At 47.8% G+C, this 18,907-nt stretch carries 18 protein-coding genes; 6 read left to right on the top strand and 12 right to left on the bottom strand.

Translation table 11 applies throughout. The features are described from left to right. Positions 1–29: 29 nt before the first annotated feature. On the bottom strand, positions 30–746 hold the full coding sequence (gene ribB / locus H0Z19_RS01470; RefSeq protein WP_290723111.1) for a 3,4-dihydroxy-2-butanone-4-phosphate synthase: 717 nt from the start codon (positions 744–746) through the stop codon (positions 30–32). Then, the gene (locus H0Z19_RS01465; protein ID WP_290723108.1) at positions 743–1,408 is read right to left on the bottom strand and encodes a winged helix-turn-helix domain-containing protein/riboflavin kinase; all 666 of its coding nucleotides are present in this window, start codon (positions 1,406–1,408) and stop codon (positions 743–745) included. The genes ribB and H0Z19_RS01465 overlap by 4 nt, the downstream gene beginning before the upstream one ends. Positions 1,409–1,486: 78 nt before the next feature. Between H0Z19_RS01465 and H0Z19_RS01460 the strand changes: the two genes are divergently transcribed. The 3 genes from H0Z19_RS01460 (at position 1,487) to H0Z19_RS01450 (ending at position 4,103) form a co-directional block, all read left to right on the top strand. Then, positions 1,487–1,756 carry a MoaD/ThiS family protein gene (locus H0Z19_RS01460; RefSeq protein WP_290723106.1) on the top strand — a complete coding sequence of 90 codons (270 nt, stop codon included), beginning with the start codon at positions 1,487–1,489 and terminating at the stop codon, positions 1,754–1,756. Further along, positions 1,753–2,892, top strand: coding sequence for a radical SAM/SPASM domain-containing protein (locus tag H0Z19_RS01455; protein ID WP_290723104.1), 1,140 nt, complete (start codon positions 1,753–1,755; stop codon positions 2,890–2,892). The genes H0Z19_RS01460 and H0Z19_RS01455 overlap by 4 nt, the downstream gene beginning before the upstream one ends. 62 nt (positions 2,893–2,954) lie before the next feature. After that, a complete protein-coding gene (locus H0Z19_RS01450) occupies positions 2,955–4,103 on the top strand; it encodes an MFS transporter (RefSeq protein WP_290723102.1) in 1,149 nt (382 codons plus the stop codon). On the opposite strand, the gene H0Z19_RS01445 is transcribed toward H0Z19_RS01450, so the two are convergent. Next, positions 4,093–5,301, bottom strand: coding sequence for a zinc-binding dehydrogenase (locus tag H0Z19_RS01445; RefSeq protein ID WP_290723100.1), 1,209 nt, complete (start codon positions 5,299–5,301; stop codon positions 4,093–4,095). The genes H0Z19_RS01450 and H0Z19_RS01445 overlap by 11 nt on opposite strands. After that, on the bottom strand, positions 5,298–7,028 hold the full coding sequence (locus H0Z19_RS01440; protein WP_290723098.1) for a thiamine pyrophosphate-binding protein: 1,731 nt from the start codon (positions 7,026–7,028) through the stop codon (positions 5,298–5,300). The genes H0Z19_RS01445 and H0Z19_RS01440 overlap by 4 nt, the downstream gene beginning before the upstream one ends. A 94-nt stretch (positions 7,029–7,122) precedes the next feature. On the opposite strand from H0Z19_RS01440, the gene H0Z19_RS01435 reads away from it, so the two are divergent. Continuing rightward, positions 7,123–8,079 (top strand): mandelate racemase/muconate lactonizing enzyme family protein, encoded by a 957-nt coding sequence (locus tag H0Z19_RS01435; protein ID WP_290723096.1) that lies wholly within the window; start codon positions 7,123–7,125, stop codon positions 8,077–8,079. A 160-nt stretch (positions 8,080–8,239) separates the two neighbouring features. Here the strand turns inward: H0Z19_RS01435 and H0Z19_RS01430 are convergent, their stop codons facing one another. After that, the gene (locus H0Z19_RS01430) at positions 8,240–10,660 is read right to left on the bottom strand and encodes a CDC48 family AAA ATPase (protein ID WP_290723094.1); all 2,421 of its coding nucleotides are present in this window, start codon (positions 10,658–10,660) and stop codon (positions 8,240–8,242) included. 71 nt (positions 10,661–10,731) lie between these two features. Between H0Z19_RS01430 and larC the strand changes: the two genes are divergently transcribed. Together larC and radB are read left to right on the top strand one after the other, a co-directional pair. Then, positions 10,732–11,919 (top strand): nickel pincer cofactor biosynthesis protein LarC, encoded by a 1,188-nt coding sequence (gene larC, locus H0Z19_RS01425; protein ID WP_290723091.1) that lies wholly within the window; start codon positions 10,732–10,734, stop codon positions 11,917–11,919. After that, the gene (gene radB / locus H0Z19_RS01420; protein WP_365892179.1) at positions 11,888–12,553 is read left to right on the top strand and encodes a DNA repair and recombination protein RadB; all 666 of its coding nucleotides are present in this window, start codon (positions 11,888–11,890) and stop codon (positions 12,551–12,553) included. Before larC ends, radB begins: the two co-directional genes overlap by 32 nt. Here the strand turns inward: radB and pth2 are convergent, their stop codons facing one another. From pth2 to H0Z19_RS01385, 7 genes are all read right to left on the bottom strand, one after another. Next, positions 12,554–12,901: an aminoacyl-tRNA hydrolase gene (gene pth2, locus H0Z19_RS01415; RefSeq protein WP_290723087.1), complete on the bottom strand. Its 348-nt coding sequence runs from the start codon at positions 12,899–12,901 to the stop codon at positions 12,554–12,556. It abuts the gene before it with no gap. Next, complete coding sequence (locus H0Z19_RS01410) at positions 12,901–13,173, bottom strand: DUF5749 family beta-barrel protein (protein WP_290723085.1); 273 nt, start codon at positions 13,171–13,173, stop codon at positions 12,901–12,903. The genes pth2 and H0Z19_RS01410 overlap by 1 nt, the downstream gene beginning before the upstream one ends. 97 nt (positions 13,174–13,270) lie before the next feature. Continuing rightward, the gene (locus H0Z19_RS01405; RefSeq protein ID WP_290723084.1) at positions 13,271–14,176 is read right to left on the bottom strand and encodes a formylmethanofuran--tetrahydromethanopterin N-formyltransferase; all 906 of its coding nucleotides are present in this window, start codon (positions 14,174–14,176) and stop codon (positions 13,271–13,273) included. 47 nt (positions 14,177–14,223) lie between these two features. Beyond that, positions 14,224–14,856 (bottom strand): thiamine phosphate synthase, encoded by a 633-nt coding sequence (gene thiE, locus H0Z19_RS01400; RefSeq protein ID WP_290723082.1) that lies wholly within the window; start codon positions 14,854–14,856, stop codon positions 14,224–14,226. Positions 14,857–14,887: 31 nt separating this feature from the next. Then, complete coding sequence (locus H0Z19_RS01395) at positions 14,888–15,895, bottom strand: PAS domain-containing sensor histidine kinase (RefSeq protein ID WP_290723081.1); 1,008 nt, start codon at positions 15,893–15,895, stop codon at positions 14,888–14,890. A 53-nt stretch (positions 15,896–15,948) separates the two neighbouring features. Beyond that, positions 15,949–17,478 (bottom strand): AMP-binding protein, encoded by a 1,530-nt coding sequence (locus tag H0Z19_RS01390; RefSeq protein ID WP_290723079.1) that lies wholly within the window; start codon positions 17,476–17,478, stop codon positions 15,949–15,951. A gap of 28 nt (positions 17,479–17,506) precedes the next feature. Further along, positions 17,507–18,724: an acyl-CoA dehydrogenase family protein gene (locus H0Z19_RS01385; protein ID WP_290723076.1), complete on the bottom strand. Its 1,218-nt coding sequence runs from the start codon at positions 18,722–18,724 to the stop codon at positions 17,507–17,509. Positions 18,725–18,907 lie beyond the last annotated feature (183 nt).

Here is an 18,907-nt window from a genome sequence, read left to right as displayed (position 1 = left end):
TAATTGTATCCCCGAAAAACTTCGAAAGATTAAACGAACAGACTAACCTCCACTTCCCTGAACTTTCTGTAGTGCTCAACTATCGTTCTTCCATCGATGAACGGTATGCCCTTCTCCTCAGCATACTCCATCGCCTTCTCCTTCGTCAAAGCCCTGCCGGTTTCGGCATCAAGCATCTCGCAGATTGCAACTGCAGGAGCGATTCCCGCCATCTCTGCGAGAGCAACACTGAGCTCAGTCTGTCCAACCCTTTCGTAGGTTAACTTATCTGCAGCCCTAAGCAGAGCAACGTGCCCCGGACTCCTGAACTCGCTGCCAAAATCGACTTTTTTGCCCATCATTACTTCGTCAACAACCTCCCCGATTCTCCTTATCGTCAAAGCCCTGTCGATGTCAGTTATCCCCGTAAAAGTGTCTCTGTGGTTCACCCAGAGGGAAAAGGAGCTTCTTGAGTCGTATTTTATGTCATCCGCATCGGCAACTTTCTTTATTTCCGGCAGTTCCTCACTCGCAACCCTTAGAACGTCATGCATGAACGGCAATCCGAGCTTCTCTGCTGCAACCGGGTGTATCGCGACGCAAATCAACCCCCCTCCATCAATCCTCATCATTGCAACCTCTTCCTTTCCCACATGGATCGCAGGGATTGCTATGTCCGTCTCCCCCTCTCTATCCTCGAAGTCGTAAATCAGCACGGGTGAGCCTTTCCTGAAGGCTCTCAACGATTCCTCAAAGTCGAGTATCATAAAATCACCTCCACCTCCACGAAGTCCCCGTCCTTCAATCCGAGCTTATCTCTAAGCTTTACGGGAGAAATTACCTCAAAGATTTCCGACGGGTAGTGTGTCCTTTTCGGAATTACTATAGCACCCTCAATACCGTTAATCCTGCACTTGAAGGCTTTAACCTCTCCAAAGGTTCTGTCCTCTGTCGAGAATCCGTCAATCAGAATCCCTCTCTCCTCATCAAGCCTTCTCCTGAAGTACATCTGCTCCTTCGGAATTCTGAGGTTGAGTGTGCCGGGATAGGGTTCGAAACCCAGCTTTTCCTTGAACTGCTTTCTGTATCCGTCGAGTGAAACGTAGTATCTCCCCTCTCCAACTCCGCTGAAAACCTCTCCCTTTATCTTAATCGTTCCCTCGTCCTCGAAAATTTTCTTGTAGTCCATGTACTCCTTGTAAAGGAGTTGCTTTCCCTTCTCCGTTATAACGACGAACTGTCCATCTTTCGTGAGTGTGCGGTCTATCAGTCCTTCATCCTCAAGCTCTTTCAGCTTTCTTGCCGCGGTCTGAAGACTTTGACCAATACGCTCGGCAAGTTCCTTTGAGCTTATCTTCACAACTTTCCTTGTTGCGTTCATCATTGCCAAGGATTTGAGGACTTCAAGCATCTCATATGTGAGAAGCATCTCAGAAAATTTAAAGGTTTTTATACTCGATCAATCGTTTCGAAAGAAGGTTTTTATCCTGAAAAACTAACCTTCTTTGTGAAAGTAAAGATTGAATTTTACGCAACCCTGAGAGAAAAGTACGGAAAATCCATCGAAGTTGAGTGCGATGGCACTTTAAAGGGAGCTTTTATTGCTGCTTCAAAAAAACTTGGAGAAGATTTTTTGAGAGAAATTTTCGACGAAAACGGGAATTTCAGAAATGACAGGATAATAACCGTCAACGGAAGGAACATAAAGGACGAGATGATTGGGAAATTGAGTGAAAATGCCAGAATAGCTGTCTTTCCACCGGTGGCTGGAGGATGAGACTAAAGAAGCTTCAAATTGAACCAACAACTTTCTGCACACTCGATTGCGAGTACTGTCACCGAAAAAATGTTACTCCGGGAGATCTGCCTCTTGAAGTACTTGAAAAGGTAGAGGGTGTGGCCAAGGAGTACGTTATCTATGGCTATGGAGAACCGCTACTGTATCCCGAATTTTTCAGGAAAATTGAGGGTTTTAACGGGAAGATTATAATCAGCACCAACGGGATGCTCGACTCGGAAATTCTCGATGTGGTGGATAAAGTAGGAGTGTCGATCGACGTTAACGACAAGTTCAGGAAGGGGCTTGAGGTTGATAGAGCTATTGGACTGCTTAAAAAGCTGGGTGAGAGGGCGATTGCGGAGGTTGTTGTAACAAGGCAGAACCTCGAACTCCTTCCACAGTTCTTCGAAAGAATAGCCGAATTTGGTGCAGGGATGCTCGCAACGAACGTTGTTGCATCAAATCCCGCAATTTACGAGCAGGGTGTTTACTTCGAGGGCAGCAGGATAACGGTTGAAGAAGTACTCGGACTGGACGAGAGCATTCTTGTTGAGGCTATCAGGGACTGCTCAAGAGGTGGGGGTGAGTCTCTCAGAAGGTACAAGCACTTGCTGAAGGATATTTATTCGAAAGGCTACTCCATCAACCTTCTCTCAATATTTGGGAGGAAGGACAGAATCGAGACGGCTTTCAGGGCGGAAGATGTTTTCGAGAGGCTGAGAGAAACGGCAAGGGAGTATGGTGTAGAGCTTATTGAGCCCTCATTTTTCGGGGATTCAAAAGCAAGAGAGTGTCCTTACAAAAATTCTGCTTTTCTGAGAGTTGACGGGTCAATTTCAAGCTGTATGACCTTCGCATACACTCACAACGAGTATGTTAACGAGCATTACAAGAAAATTGAGGAGTACACCGTCGGCAATGTTCTGAGAGAGGATGTTGATGATGTAATTGAAAAAATGAGCAAGTTCGAGAAGCTCAGAGAGGACATGGAGAACTTTCCATGGTGTGCCGACTGTCCTTACGTCGAGGGTTGCTGGTATGCTGAGACAAATGTTGATTGTTATGCAAACCAGCCGTCGTGCAGCGAATGTCTATACAGCAGCAGAATAGCGAGGTGTCTGCTTGGGGATTAGATTCAGTTTGGCTTCCGTTCAATCGTGAAAAACAATAAATACTAAAATTAATTATTTGTATTATGAGTTCCTACCGCTGGGTTGTTCTTGCAGTGTACATTCTCGCAGGTATCGTTTCGCAGGTTATGTGGATAACCTTCTCGCCCATTCTGCCCATCGTGGAGGAAATCTACGGCGTGGGAGATGCTGAGGTTGGACTGCTCTCTGCAGTTTTTCCGATTGTCTTCATAGTTCTTGCACTGCCTGTGGGATATTACGTGGACAGAAGGGGGTTCAGAAAGGCAGTTCTGATTGGCAGCGCCTTTTTTGCAGTATTTGGATTGCTTAGGGCGTTTGCAACTACATTTGAAGCTCTGCTAGTATTTCAAACTCTAACAGCCGTCGGGCAGCCCTTCATTTTCAACAGCATATCAAAGCTCGTAAAAAGCTGGTTTCCCATCGAGGAGGCGGGGCTCGCAACGGGTTTGGGGAGCATTTCACTCTTCATTGGCACGATTGCTGGCCTCAGCTTAACTCCTGCCCTGACTGTTAGCACGGGCTTCGAGAGCATGCTGCTGACTTACGGTGCTTTCGCCTTCATTGTGCTGATTCTTTTTTACCTACTCGGCAAGGAGGCAGAAGGAGGGTTTGAGGAGGAACACAAGCTCAGAGAGTACCTCAATGTGCTGAAAAACAGGAACGTTCTGATCCTCTCACTCATTGCCTTCGTGGGGGTAGGGATATTCACCGCCTACCTTACGTGGGTTGAGCCGGTTCTTGAAGAACATGGACTGGATGTGGAAACAGCCGGGCTGACAGCCTCAGCTTTCCTTCTGGGCGGAATTTTTGGCAGTATAGTCATACCAGCGTTATCGGACAAAGCAGGTAAAAGAAAGCCATTTCTTTACCTGTGCTTCATCCTATCCGCCATCCTGTTCTACGCCCATACCGCTGTGATCGGTATGGGAATGGTGGCAGCAGTGCTGTTCATACTGGGATTCTTCTTTATCTCCTCTCTTCCGCTTGCTCTCGACCTCTCCGCCACGTCCGTGGGGGAGAAATTTGCCGGGACTGCCAACTCATCACTATGGCTATTCTCCCAGGTGGGCTCGGTGGTGTTGATTGTCGGATTTGAGAGCATGGCGAGAGTTGCAGGCTGGGATTCAACTCTGATTCTTTCTGCAGCACTTCTCGTTGTGTCCTTCCTTCTCGCTATGCTGCTCAAAGAGTGAAGTCGAAGGCTACCTTAACTGCCCCACTTTTCCTTTTTTCAATTGCAGCCTTCAGAACTTTCCTGTAGTCCTCAATTGCAAATCTGTGGGTCAGAAGGTGCGAGATGTCGACCTTTTGGAGAATGTCGAGTGCGATGTCGAAGGTATCCTTTTTCTCCCCGTTCACTTCCTCAATCCCACACCCAAAGGTTCCCAGAACAGTTAGCTCTTTGGCAAACACCGGAGCCCAGTCCACGTCCATTTTCGCAACAGTGCCAGCAATCACCACTCTTCCAAGCGGTTTGGTAATTCTTAGAGCGGTGTCAACTGTCCGCTGAATTCCCGTGCACTCGTAGGCAACATCCACACCACCACCAACAAACATTGGTCTATCCATTGGTGGATGATAGACCCTTCCTCCCGTCATTTCCGCAATGCTCTTCACGGGATTTTCCGTTATCACTTCGTTAGCGCCGAATTTCTTCGCCATCTCCGCCTGTCTTTCGCTGATGTCAATTCCGATAATCTCGCCCTTAAAGCCAAGGTGTCTGAGCGCAATAATGGTGCAGATGCCGATAACTCCACATCCAACTACCGCAACAACCTCATCATCTCCTGGAAAGCTTCTAAGGGCTGAGTGGATTCCTATGGTCAACGGCTCTGCAAACACCGCGTTCTCGTCCTTAATGCTGGCAGGAACGTTTACAAGCTGAGAGTTGTGGGCAACGAAATACTCAGCCCAACCTCCGCCGGTGTCTCTGCAAATACCGGTGAAGATGCCGGGAAAGATCCTTCCTCTGTCCGTGTTGTGGCAGACTGCAAAGTGTCCTTTTCTGCAGGCTTCACATTCTTCAAATCCCCTTACCCTGCAGGATAAGGCTGGATTTATAACCACCCTCTCCCCTTCTGAAACATTCGAGTTGTCTCCAACCTCAACAACCTCTCCCACAACCTCATGGCCAGGAATAAATGGAAAAGAGGTTAGAGGAGCTAAGTAGAAGCTCTCTTCGAGAGTTATGACTCTCAGGTCTGAGCCGCATATCCCGCAGAGTCTGGTTTCAATCTTAACCCAGTCCTCTCCTGGCAATTTCGGTTCGGGATAGTTTTCGTGGTATTTCAGCAGTGACAGCGGGCTGTAGTAAACGCTCTTCGTGATCCTTCCAAGCAGGAGGTTCAGTGCTGCTTTAAAGAGGTTTAGGTCAACTACTAAGGCCCTCATTCCACCGGAGGCGGATTGCAGCCTTCGAGCCACACAATCGAGAGAGTTATTAAGTCGGGCGGCGAGAGGTTTGCTTCTTGCGAGATTTTCACGTCCAGCAGGGCTGGCTTGTCTGAGCTCTCAGCTTTGTCAAGGGCGGTTGCAATGTCTTCAGGTTCCTCAACCCTCTGCCCGTACCATCCCATTGACTCCGCAACCTTATCGTACCTGACATCTTTGAAGTCGACTCCGATGAATCTCCCACCAAACGCAGCCTTCTGCGAGCCCTTGATCATCCCCCAGCAGCCGTCGTTCATGACGATTGACGTAACTTTCACCCCTTCCCTGCTCGCAGTCTCAAGCTCCTCCATTGTCAGACCGAAAGCTCCATCACCTGCAATGAGGTAAACGGGCCTGTCAGGGTTTGCAAGCTTTGCTCCAATGGCGTACGGCAGGCCTGTGCCGAGATGCCCCGAATCAGCAGCCCATAGAAATGTGTTGGGCTCGTAAATCCTGTTCAGATAAGAAGCCCAGACTGCCGTGTTGCCGCCATCTACACAGGAAATCGCGTTCCTCGGATAGAACTCTCTGACCTCCTTTATCACTCTCAACGGATGAATTGGCTTCTCTCTGCTTTCTGCCAGATTCAAAAATCCTTCTAACCACTCCTGCTGCATTTTCCTGTAGTCTTTAAGCCTGTCAACCGGTTCTCTTCTCTCACCTTTCTTTTTAACAGCATCAATCAAAGCCTTAAGCGTCTCCTTTGCATCACCCACGATTCCAACATTAACGGGACGGTTGAGGGCGATCATCTCAGGCTCGATGTCAATCTGAATCGTCTTCTGCTGATCAGGATCACCCCATGCAGGCGGTCTGCCCCGGAAATCCAGATCTCCCATCTTGCTTCCCACAACTAGGACTACATCAGCCTCGTTCTGGGCCATTATTGCTGCCGGACTGGCTGGAAGGATGCATAAAAGATGATCTTCCGGAATGGCTCCTCTTCCACCCATTGTGGTCGTAACCACTGCTCCCAGATATTCTGCAAGCTCCCTCAGCTCATTCCATGCCTTTGCTCTCAGAACTCCTGTGCCTGCATGGATGAGTGGTCTTTCAGCACTGTAAAGCATTTCCGCAGCAGTCTCTACAAGCTCAGGATTTCCGACTGGCGGTTTCATCGGTCTGTAGCGTTCAGGAGGGTAAACCTTTGCGAAATTTTCCTCGTTACCGTTGTAAAGCACGTCTGATGGAAAATCGAGGTGCACCGGCCCGGGTCTGCCTGAGAGGGCAACCCTTATCGCCCTCTGAACGAGCTCAGGAATTCTTTCCCAGTGTGAAACCACAGCATTCCACTTCGTTATCGGCTTGAAGAGGTGAAACTGATCCAAAGCCTGCATGGAGCCGTGGTCTGGATAGCTCTTCCATGTCTGGTTCTGTGCTGTTATCACCAGCATCGGAACGCTGTCGGCGTAAGCAGGGTAAACTCCGGGAACTAAATCAGCCCCACCCGGGCCTATTGTACCAACACAAACACCAATCTCACCGCTTGTCCTCGCATAGGCATCCGCCATGCTTGCTGCAGCCTGCTCGTGCCTGCAGTTGACGAACTTCATCCCGTGCTTCTCCCCAACCCTCTTTATCGCATCGAGGAAGGTTAGAAGCTGTCCTCCCGGAACCCCGAAAATGTACTTGACGTTCTCCTTGATTAAACACCTTACGAGCAATTCTCCTCCAGAAATCTGTGCCATGTTTGATTTATGATTATAATTTTAAAAAGTTTGCCAAAGGTTGGTTGAACATCTGAAGCAAAAAACTAATATTTAAAGACGGCAAAATTGAAGAATGAGACTTGATGATCTTAGGGTTCATACTCTTGCCGTTCCACTTCCTGAACCCATTAAGTTCTCGTGGGAGCCATTTCCCCACCCTGTCTATGTTTTCAGCATTGTTGAGGTGGAGAGCGGGGGCTACAAAGGTTACTCGGCAATCGAGTTTGGTGCAGCTTACAAACACTTCCTTGAAACTACTGTTAAACTTACCGTCCAGAGTTTGGACATGGATATTGAAGAAGTAGATTCTCGATTGCTTGAGATCGGTAGCTGGGCGATACAGAGGCTTGGTGCTCTTGAAGTTGCCATCTGGGATTTGATAGCAAAAAGAGAGGGATTGCCGCTTTACAGACTTCTTGGAGGGGGGAGGAGGAAGGTTAAAATATATGCGAGTACAGGCAGACTTCTTAATCCAGAAGAAACGCTGAAGCTTGTTGAGAAGTATGCAGAGATGGGAATTGACGTTGTGAAGCTGAGGTTTAGGAGGGCAAGAGTTGATGATGATCTCGAAGTGCTTAAAACTGTCTCTAAGGAGTTTCCGGATTTAAAGCTTGCAGTTGACGCAAATCAGGCGTGGAGCTACACCCCACCTTACTGGAGCAGGAAAACTGCTCTGAAGGTTGCGAGAGAACTTGAAAAATATGAAGTGCTGTGGCTTGAGGAACCGCTGTGGAAGGATGACATTGAGGGTTACAGATGGCTTAGAGAGAACACCACAGTTGAAATCTCTGGTGGAGAGCTGGAACACGGCTTGCAGAGGTTCAGGATGCTGATTGAAAGCGGTGCATTTGACATCGTGCAGGCAGATGCCGTTTATTCGAATGGAATCAGCGAGTGCAGAAAAGTTGCGGCTGTTGCAGAAGCGTTCAATCTGAAGTTCATGCCACACGCCTGGGATCCAGGATTGGGGTGGCTCGCAAATTTACATCTTGCCGCCTCGCTGCCTGAGAATCTTTGTCCTTATATATAGAAACTCCGCTCGACCCGCTGTGGTGGAAAGAGGTGATGTTTGGAGTGCTGGACGACAGCGTTGAAATCGAGAAGGGCTACGCAAAGCTTCCCGAGAAAAATGGACTTGGAGCTGAGCCAGATTACGAAAAATTGAAAAAGTACAGGATAACCTGAAATCCTCAACCGTAGCCAACGAAGGGCTTTGTTGTGACCTGCATTCTTTCCGTCTTCATTCTTTCCTCGAATCTCTCGTAGAAGTTTAGCATCGTCTCGTTGACGCTCGGCTTTATCTTCTTCAAAGCCTCTAAGAAGTGCCTCATCTCCACCTTCTCTGCATTGATGTTCTCTCTGATCGCCAGCATCACTGCCTCCCTGCATATTGCCTCTATGTCTGCACCGACATAGCCCTCGGTGAGTTCAGCAAGCTCCTCAAGGTCAACATCGTCTGAGAGCGGCATGTCCCTCGTGTGTATCTTGAAAATCGCCAGTCTGCTCCTTTTGTCTGGTGGCCTGACGTAAACGAGCCTGTCAAACCTGCCGGGCCTGAGCAACGCTGGATCAAGGATATCGGGTCTGTTGGTCGCACCTATTACTACAACCCCATGAAGCTCCTCAAGCCCGTCCATCTCGGTAAGAAGTTGGTTCAATACTCTCTCAACAGCCCTGCTGCCCTCATCTATTCCTCTCATCTGTGCTATGGCGTCAATCTCGTCAAAGAAGATTATACATGGAGCGACTTGCCTTGCCTTTCTGAAAATTTTTCTCACCGCTTTTTCACTCTCTCCGAGCCACTTGCTCAGAATCTGCCCGCCTTTAATGCTTATAAAGTTCGCCTCGCTCTCATTCGCCACAGCCTTGGCTATCAGCGTTTTTCCTGTTCCGGGTGGCCCGAATAGCAGCACTCCCTTCGGTGGCTTGATTCCGAACTTCCTGAACTTCTCCGGGAACTTAAGAGGCCACTCAACAGCCTCTATTATTTCTCTCTTAACGTCTTTAAGTCCACCCACATCGTCCCATGTAACCTTCGGAATCTCCACAAACACCTCTCTCATCGCTGACGGTTCGATTTCCCTCAAAGCATCCATGAAGTCATTCCATGTAACCCTGATTGATTCGAGGAGTTCCAGCGGAATCTCGTCCTCGTTGAGGTCTATTTGGGGTAAATATCTACGCAAAGCTTTCATGGCAGCCTCTTTACACAGAGCCTCAATGTCCGCCCCAACGAATCCATGAGTTTGGTCAGCAAGACTGCGAAGCATCGCCTTCGTTATCTCAACCTCAAGCTCGTCGATAACTTCCTGCGGTAAGAGGTTTTTCACAGCGCTTCTGACCTCTTCCTCCTTCTCCGAGTTCTTGATCTCGTCGTAAAGGAAATCAAGGTTCTTAATCAACTCCGGATCGTCGATTTGTCTTCTATACCTTTCAATCGCATCGAGAACAAACTCTCTGCTATATTTGGCCTCAAGAGGCATGTTCCTCGTGTGTATCTGGAAAATCTCGTATCTGCCCTCTCTGTCAGGCACACCAATTTCAATCTCCCTGTCAAACCTGCCGGGCCTTCTCAGAGCCGGATCGACTGCATCAATTCTGTTCGTGGCTCCGATGACTATGACCTGCCCCCTTTCCTCCAGCCCATCCATCAGAGTTAGAAGCTGTGCCACAACTCTTCTCTCGACCTCTCCAGTAACTTCCTCTCTCTTAGGGGCAATTGAATCAATCTCATCTATGAATATTATCGACGGAGCATTCTCCTTAGCCTCTTCAAAGATTTCCCTTAGCCTCTGCTCGGACTCTCCGTAGAACTTGCTCATGATTTCCGGACCGTTAATGGTGAAGAAGCTCGCCCCAATCTCATTTGCCACAGCCTTGGCTATCAGCGTCTTTCCCGTTCCGGGCGGGCCGTAGAGCAGCACACCCTTCGGTGGGTCAATTCCGAGTCTCTGGAAAAGCTCTGGATACCTCAAAGGCAGTTCTATAACTTCCCTTACCTTCTGCAGTTCTTCCTTGAGACCTCCTATGTCCTCGTATGTGATTCCGGCCTTTCCGAATCTCTCAAACCCCTTTGCCGGCCTGTCCCTGTAAACGACCTTCGTGGTTTCATCGATGACAACAGGCCCTTTAGGCTCGGTCTTGACTGCAACAAAAACCACGGCCTGGTTCTGCTGGTTGTACCTTCCAAATCCTGAGAGGGCCGGAGATCCAACGAGTGGGACTAAATCTCCCTCAACAACTGGCCTCTTAAGGAATTGATGCTTGAGATACTCCCCAATATCAACTCCGTAAATTCTTAAATCCATCTTCTTAAGTGGTGCGAGGATTACGGTTTTTGCAGGCTGATAATCAACTCTTCTTACCTTTACAACATCTCCAACACCAACTCCTGCATTCTCCCTAATAAACCTATCAACTCTGATGATATTCTTCCCCCAGTCCCTCTTTGGAGCCCTCCATACTTTTGCAACGGTTTTCCTGGCTCCCTCTATCTCTATTATATCTCCGGGAGAAATTTGAAGTTTTAACATTGTATCTGGATCCAATCTGGCAATTCCTCTTCCCGAATCGCTCGGATACGCCTGATTTACTTTTAACGTGATTTCCATATTATCACCCACCAATCTTTTACACCTAAACAGTTTTTATTTTAGAGATAAAAAAGGCTTGTGGTGATTTGATGAAGGTTGCAATATTCGATGCCTTTAACGGGGCAAGCGGAGATATGATCCTCGCCTCGCTGCTCGATGTTGGGATTGGTAAAGAGGAAATTGAGGAATTGGTGAGTTCTCTTGGCATCGATGTCAGTTATAAAGTTACCAATGTTAACATTAATGGAATAAGTGCAAAAAGTGTCGATGTTGAGGAAAAAGGTGGGGAAAGGAGATTTGAGGACGTTTTAAAGATAATAAAGAACTCAAATCTTGAGGATGATGTCAAGGAAAATGCATTAGCGATTTTTGAGATCATGGCCAAAGCCGAGGGGAAAGTTCATGGTAGAGATTACAGACAGAGTGTTTTTCACGAAGTTAGTGCTGACGATGCAATTTTCGATGTTGTTTGCTGCGTAAAGGCGTTTGAAAATTTAAAAAAGGAAGGATACACCTTTTTTGCCACACCAATCAGAGCTGGTTCTGGATTCGTCGAGTTCTCCCACGGTAAGTATCCCGTTCCCGCTCCGGCAGTTCTTGAAATTCTGAAAAGCTCACCTCTGGAGTTTATAATGGACGGCGAGGGAGAGCTTCTGACGGCAACAGGAGCGGCAATTCTGTCTCATTACTGCAAACCGCTAAAGCCCTTTCCGATAAAGGTCAGAGAGGTCTCATACGGGGCAGGAAAGAGACAAACCGATGTACCAAACGTTCTGAGATTGATTCTCGGTGAGACGGCTTTTCACGACAGCGTTGCAGTTATCGAGACTAACGTAGATGACTTGAGCGGTGAAATGCTTGGTTACGCGATGAGAAAGCTACTTGAAAGAGATGATGTGCTGGACGTTGTAATTCTTCCGGCTTACGGCAAGAAAATGAGGCCTGCGAGCATTTTAAAGGTCATCTCCCCCATGCACAGGTCGGAGGAGGTTGCCAGGGAGGTTATGAGGCTCACGGGAAGTCTGGGTGTCAGGGTTATGCCTGTACACCACAGGGTGATTTCAGAGAGGGGCGAAGAGGTTGTGAATGTTGAAATTCGTGGCAAGAAGTTTGAGGTGAGGGTGAAAAGGTCGCATCCCGGATTCTTGCACCTTAAGCCAGAGTTTGACGATGTTGTGGCAATAGCAGAGGATTTAAACATTCCACCGCATGTCGTTTATAGGGAGATTTTGAAAAAAATCGACGGTGCGAAAGATGCTGATTCCGAGCGGGAGTAAGTGCATAGACTCGCTTCTCGGTGGGGGAGTTGAGACTGGAACTGTCACGCAGATTTACGGGCATGGAGGTACGGGCAAGACTACCCTGTGTCTGATGCTGGCTAAAAATGCCGCGGAGCAGTTCAAAGTGGCCTACATCGACACCGAGGGGCTTTCAGGGGAGAGAGTGAGACAAATTTTTGGTGACGAGAAGCTCTTTTCCAACGTTTTTGTGTATGAGGTTTTCAGCTTCAGACAGCAGGGAGTGGCAATTAAGGAGGCGGAAAAGCTCTGCAGAAGTGAAAAAGTAAAGCTCGTTATCGTGGACTGCTTCACCTCATTATACAGAAGTGAGCTTGAGGATGAGAAAAAGCAGATTAAGATAAAAAGGGAGCTTACCTCACAGCTCACCTTCCTGCTTGGCCTTGCGAGAAAGTACGACGTGGCTGTTGTGATTACCAACCAGATGTACACAGATGTAGCTTCAGGAACCGACCGACCGCTCGGCGGGCCGAGCCTTGAGCACCTGTCAAAGGTCATAATTGCCCTTGAGAGAAGCGATGAGCTGAGGAAAGCAACACTGATAAAGCACAGGTGGATGAAAGAGGGAAAAAGCTGCTTTTACCGGATTACCGAGAGAGGTATAGAACCTTAGTCACTTCAGCAGGGGGAGGCTGCCCGTCACCCTGTCAATTTTCTTTTCCTCATCAGGCCCGATTACAACAGCGGTAATCGTTCCGGGTGGGATTTCCGTCAAGCCAGCATCCTGCACAACCCCGGTTACAAGTTTGAGCGATTCCGCTTTGTACTTGACTGCAAGCAACTCTTCAAGGCTTTTTACCCTCAAAACGACTTTCTTCTGACCCTCGTCAAGCCACTTCCTCCTCAAACTGCTGTCAGACCTGAGGTAGCCAATAATAGCCGCATGGGCTACCTGGACTGCAAGCTTACCCCTCGATAGCTTCAGGTCGTCCCTGACGACGATTACCTGCTTAAGGGCCATTAACCCTCTTCCTCACCAAACCCGTACGATTTTAGCTCTTCAAGAGTTACGGGCTTCGACTTTTCCTCAACCCATTTACTCCCAATCTCTCTCGCTTCCTCTTCGTCGAACTCTTCCAGAACGATTTTTCCATCCTCAACTGATTTTATGCTCTTCTTGGGAACTGCAAGAAATTCCGACCCGACCTTTACTATCAGGTAGTCGCCATAAACATCTATGCTCTCCCCAAAGCTCTCTTCACCCTTGAAAACGTACATGCATATCAAATCCATGCCCAATGTTATTCTCAATCTTAAAAGCTTTGCTCTGGGGACAATTTAATTTTTGCTTTAAATTGAATAAAAATCTAGGAAATAAAATCAAAAATATTTAAGAGTACTTCTCTATAATATCCTTCAGGTATATCTTGTGCTGGCCGAGCTTTCCTCCATAGTTGCCAGCAGAAATTCTCACAACACCATCGATTCTGCTCACGACATCCATGCAAACGTACATGGCCTTCTCAACTGCTTCCCTTGTTATTCCGTTGATGACGATTTCGGGAATCGATTTGACACCATCGGGAACTTTCGAGTCGGGGATTTTGCCTTTCAGCGTTGGGCAGAAGTAGTGGTTGGTGCTCGGCCCCATTTCCGGATACTTGGTTTCGGGCTTGCTTCCGGCAGAGCAGATGTCGAAGGAGGTAATGACCCCCTCAATCTTCTTGAGGGCCTCAACCGCTGCCTCTCCTGCTTCCAGAGCTGCTTCCTCACTCTCGCAGAAGTACCAGATGTTTCCACCCGCTATGCCCTCAGCGTAGCCGATATAGCGCTCGATTATAAACTCCCCGAACATTATCGGCACTCTGATGACTTTCCTACCCCACATCTCGTCTTCCCACTCGTAGCCGTCTCCGCACCTTCCCACATTGATTTCGGCATCGAAAGTCGTTTCGCTGTCCGTGGCGTTGAATACTCTGGTTGTGGGGACGACGAGGATTCCCTGCCTTATTCTTTTCCCCATCTCCCTCATCAGCACGTCCAAAAACTTCTTGGACTTCTGAACCCATATCTGACAGATTGCCCCCAGCCGTCCATCTGGAGTTTCTTGAGGGGACAGCCACAGCTCAACTCCACCCTCAGCCTCTCCAAAAACTGTTGAGGGCAAAGCAGTAGCGGAATAAGCAGCTTTCTTGAGCAACCACTTGTGCTTTGCAGTTACGATAATTCTCGAGTAGATACCGTCAAATGCCTCACAGTAGGTGTCGTCAACCGGCACACCATTCAGCTCAAGCATGTTATAAGGTTTCATGAAACTATAAAAATCCTGCGAATTTGCTTTGATTACAATCTCGATTTAAACTTTCTTACGAGCTCAACCAGCTCTCTTGCAGCTTTCTCAGGGTCTTCAGCCGCAGCTATGGCTGATATAACCGCAATTCCTGCCACGCCGGTCTTCAGAACTTCAACTGCATTTTCTATATTTATCGAGCCGATGGCAACAACGGGAATTCTAACGCTCTCAACTATCTTTCTCAGCCCCTCAACACCTATCGCCTCTCCCGCATCCTCCTTCGTTTTTGTTGGGAAAACTGAACCCACGCCAAGATAGTCCGCATACTTCTCGTCTTTCTTTGCCTCCTCAATACTGCTCGCTGAGACACCAATGTAGCCGGGAAAAACCTCTCTTGCAACCTCCGCAGGCATATCGTCCTGACCGATGTGGACGCCGTCTGCATCAACAGCCAAGGCCACATCTATTCTGTCGTTTACGAAAAATAATGCCCCGTAATCTTTCGTTAGTGCCCGTATCTTCTTCCCTATTTCGTACATTCTCTTGGTGCTCAGCTTCTTTTCCCTGAACTGTATAGCCCTGACTCCCGCCCTTAGAGCTTTTTCTGCAAGTTCCTCGTGTGTGTAACCAAACCTTGAGTCTGTTATGAAGTAAACGCCCAAGTAATCTTCAAGCTTGCCCATCACACCACATTTTTCATTGAGATTTAAGTTTTTATTCGGAAGATTTTGTCATACCTGCTCCTCCGGATTGCTTTGACAGGGGCAACTCTATCACGAAAACGGCTCCTCTATCAGCTTTCTCTACTTTTATTTCCCCTCCGTAACTTTCTACGAGCTTCTTGACGATGTAAAGTCCCAGACCGCTCCCCTTACCTGTTGTGAACCCGCGCTCGAAAATTATTTCTATGACTTCTTCGGGGATGCCTTTTCCGTTGTCCTCCACTCTGACCGTGACCTTCTGATTTTCGGTTATTGTTACTTTTACCTCCGTCGCCCCACCGTGCTTGACGGCATTGCCTATTAGGTTTTCAAACACGTTGAATATTCCCTCATTGGCGAGAATCTTAGCATCCCCATCTACAGTGACTTTTACATCGTACCCTCTGGAAACTTCGTCGATAACCTCCTTAAGGCTGTAAATCTTCTTTGTTTGGTCTGTTGATAGTTCAAGCTCCCTGATCTTGCGGATGAGGCTTACTCCGGCCTCTATGCTCTCTTTTATTTTTTTAACTTCGTTACCATTGCACTTTTCTTCTAAGAGTTCGATATACACCAGCATTCTCGTGAAGATGTTCAGTATATCGTGCCTCAGCATGCTGTTCAAAAACCTGAGGTATTCGTTGAGCGAATTTACCTCCCTTTGAAGTCTCACCCTATCCGTAACGTCTGTAAGTGCAACCAGACAGTAAGGTTCTCCGCCTATCTCCGCATACCTAGTTCTCACCTCAAGCCAGAATTCCTCCCTGGTTTTTGAGAAAGACCTTATGATTAAAGCGGGATCTGGATTCTTCTTTTTCTCCTGGAACGTCTTAATAATTAAATTTACGAGTTTTGTATAATCTTCAGGCGGATAAAACTTGTAAGGCTCCTCGCTCGCTTCTTTGAAGTCCACCTCACCTCTTTCCGACAGTATCTTGTTGATGTAAATTACCCTGCCGTATTGATTAACAATAAATAAAGCTGCTGGAAATTCATCCGCCGCAACCTTCCAGTCGAACATATACTGAGACTTTACTCGTAAGATTTAACTTTGACGTTTTACTAATTCTATTTCTATTGTAATAGTAACCTCTTCAGAATCTTCTGCGTTTCCGTCTGTGGCAGCGTTTCCCTCACCTCAATTTCAACGGGAACGGCGTAAGGGGGAAGTCTCTCCCTGCAGAACTCCTTTATTTCATCCGGCGTTGCTGATGCTCCGTCAAAGAGCTTTACAAAGGCCTTGACCCTCTCAGACCCCTCTTTTTCCTTGTCCGGAATTCCTACCACCGCAGCAAGCTCAACAGCAGGGTGCTGGTGAAGAACCTCCTCGACAACTCTCGAATACACCTTGTAACCAGACACGTTTATCATATCCTTAACCCTGTCAACGATGTAGAAGAATCCGTCCTCATCCACGTAGGCTACATCACCCGTTGGTAACCAGCCGTCAATGAATGGGTCTTCAGCGTTCCAGTATCCTTTCATGAGCTGGGGGCCTTTTATCTGCATCTCTCCCTCCTCTCCCAATTCTGCCTCACTTCCATCCTCTCTTACAATCCTGACATCGGTATCTGGGACAGGGACACCTATTGAGCCAGTCTTGTCCGGAGCATCCAGGCCGAGGAATCTTGCAATGCTTGCGATGTTGATGTGCGTAACCGGGGAGGTTTCCGTCAACCCGTAGCCTTCAACTATTGGAATACCGGCCTTTTTCTCATACTCCTTTGCGGTACTTTTTGGCAGCGGTGCCGAACCAGACACGCTTATGGTCCATAGCCCCTCGATTTCCCTTTTTATGAGCTTCATATACTGTCCGGGAACGCCAACAGTAACCCAAGGGCCGTATTTCTTCATGTAGCCAAGTATTTCATCGTAGTTTCTCGGATCGGAGACTATAAGCAAGTTGAATGCCCAATAAAGCCCCACATGCATGCCCCAGTGTCCGTACGAGTGGAAGACTGGAGATGCGAGCAATACAGAACCGGAACCCCTTACAGCTTCTGCCGCACCGCCAAGAAGCCACGGCAAGACCTGAAGAACGTTGGTCGTCAGATTGTGGTGGGTGAGCATAACCCCCTTCGGCACGCCCGTGACTCCACCCGTGAACAGGATAACCGCAACGTCCTCTTTTGGATTAATTTCTGCATCAGGTGGATCGGGTTGGCTTGATTTGATAATACTCCAGAAGTCGTCATCTCCCATTAAATTGGACGGCTTGGTTTCGACAAAGATTCCGTATTCAGAAAATTTCTTTTCTCCCACCACAATTTTTGGTTCGGTTTTTTCAGCGATATCCTTCAACTCTTTTTCTGGCAGTAGCGGACTTACGAGCACGGCTGAAGCTCCACACTTCAGAGCTGCAAGCTCGGCAATGAGGAGCTGAGGACAGTTTCTTAAAGTTATCAGAACTCTGTCTCCCCTGCTCAGATACTCCGAGAATCCATTGGCCAGCCTGTTGACAGCATCGAGCAGCTCTGAATATGTCATCTGCTTTTCGAGATATGTGATTGCTGTTGAATCGGGAAAGTTCTTTGCGGATTCCTCAAGAAAATAATATAAGGGAACCTCTGGATACGGCTCAATGGACTCCCTGAGACCCATCATCTGGTAGGATTTAAACCAAGGCTTCATGCTAAGAATATGCCGAGAATCCCTTGCCAAGCAACTCTCTGCCGACTATGAGCTTCTGAATCTCCGTTGTGCCGTCGGGAATTGTCATAACCCTCGCATCTCTGAAGTACCTCTCCAGCGGATATTCATCGCTGAGCCCAAGACCGCCGTGTATCTGAATGCCGTAATAGGTAACCTTCACGCATCCCTCACAAGCATACCCCTTTGCCAGAGATGACATGTATCTTGCCTTGGGATCGCCTTTCTGTATCATGTAAAGCGCCTTGTAGCCAAGCAGCCTTGAAGATTCAGTTATAGCAGCCATCTTGTAAAGCATGTCCTGAATAAGCTGGAACTTACCTATCGGCTTTCCGAAGGCTTTTCTCTGCTTTGCGTAGGCTACGGAAGCGTCAAGCGCTGCCTGAGAGATTCCAGTGGCCATTAACGCCATCCCTGAACGCATCAAGCAGAAAACAGCACTTAGGGGAGACATGTACGCGTAAAGTTTTGATATTGAGGCTGCGATGGGCAGAGACTCGACCATAGTCCCCTCACTCAACGCCTTCTGAATCATTATGCTCAGGGCATTTTCCCTTGGCACCCTGCAGTTCTTGAGGTATATCTCACCTGTCGGTGATGCTCTCCATCCAAGCTTGTGAAGCTCACTCGTCTCGAAGGGAGAGTTAACTCTATCAACGAGAAACATGTCCTGCATTCCCGTTTCCTTGTTCGTTGCCACCACCAATGCAACATCAGCAATTGTGGCGTTGCTGATCCACGTCTTTGTGCCATTCAGAACCCACTCATCCCCGTCAAGCTCTGCTGTTGTCTTCATTGTGGTTGTATCGCTTCCCCCCTCAGGCTCTGTAGCTGCCAAGCACCCTATAAGCTGATTTTTCTCCAGCTTCGGCATCATCACCTCTTTCGTTTGTTCTGAGGCGAGATTTACAAAAACAACCGGGAAGGACATCCCGAGAACAACGTTTAGACTCGCCCAAACCCTGCTTATCTCCTCACTTGCTATTCCGTAATAAAACGGGTCTTCGAAGTATACTGAAAGACTTTCCGGATCGTAGCCAATTCCGAGCTTCTTGAATTTGGCATAAAGGTCCAGAACCTCATCCTTCGTCAGTGGCCCCTTCTTTTCCTTTTCATCTACAATCGGTTCTATTTCCTTTGCCAGAAACTCCCTCAGGCTATCCCTAAACAGTCTGTGCTCTTGGCTGAATTCCAACTCCATATCATCCTCACCAAAACACACAACTAACAACCATTTTTTAATTTTTCGTTATATATTGTGATAAATTGTAATTATCACCATGAACGACTATATAACTACCAATTCTGCGAGGAAGATAGATTCTTAGAGGGCTGACTAATGGAACTTAGTGGAATAAATTTTACAACTACGTGTTAAGTCTTT

This window comes from Archaeoglobus sp., assembly GCF_017656475.1.
In the GTDB taxonomy this organism is placed as follows: Archaea; Halobacteriota; Archaeoglobi; order Archaeoglobales; family Archaeoglobaceae; genus Archaeoglobus.
Note: the sequence above shows the minus strand (reverse complement) of the source record. Positions and strands in the feature narration are given on the sequence as shown.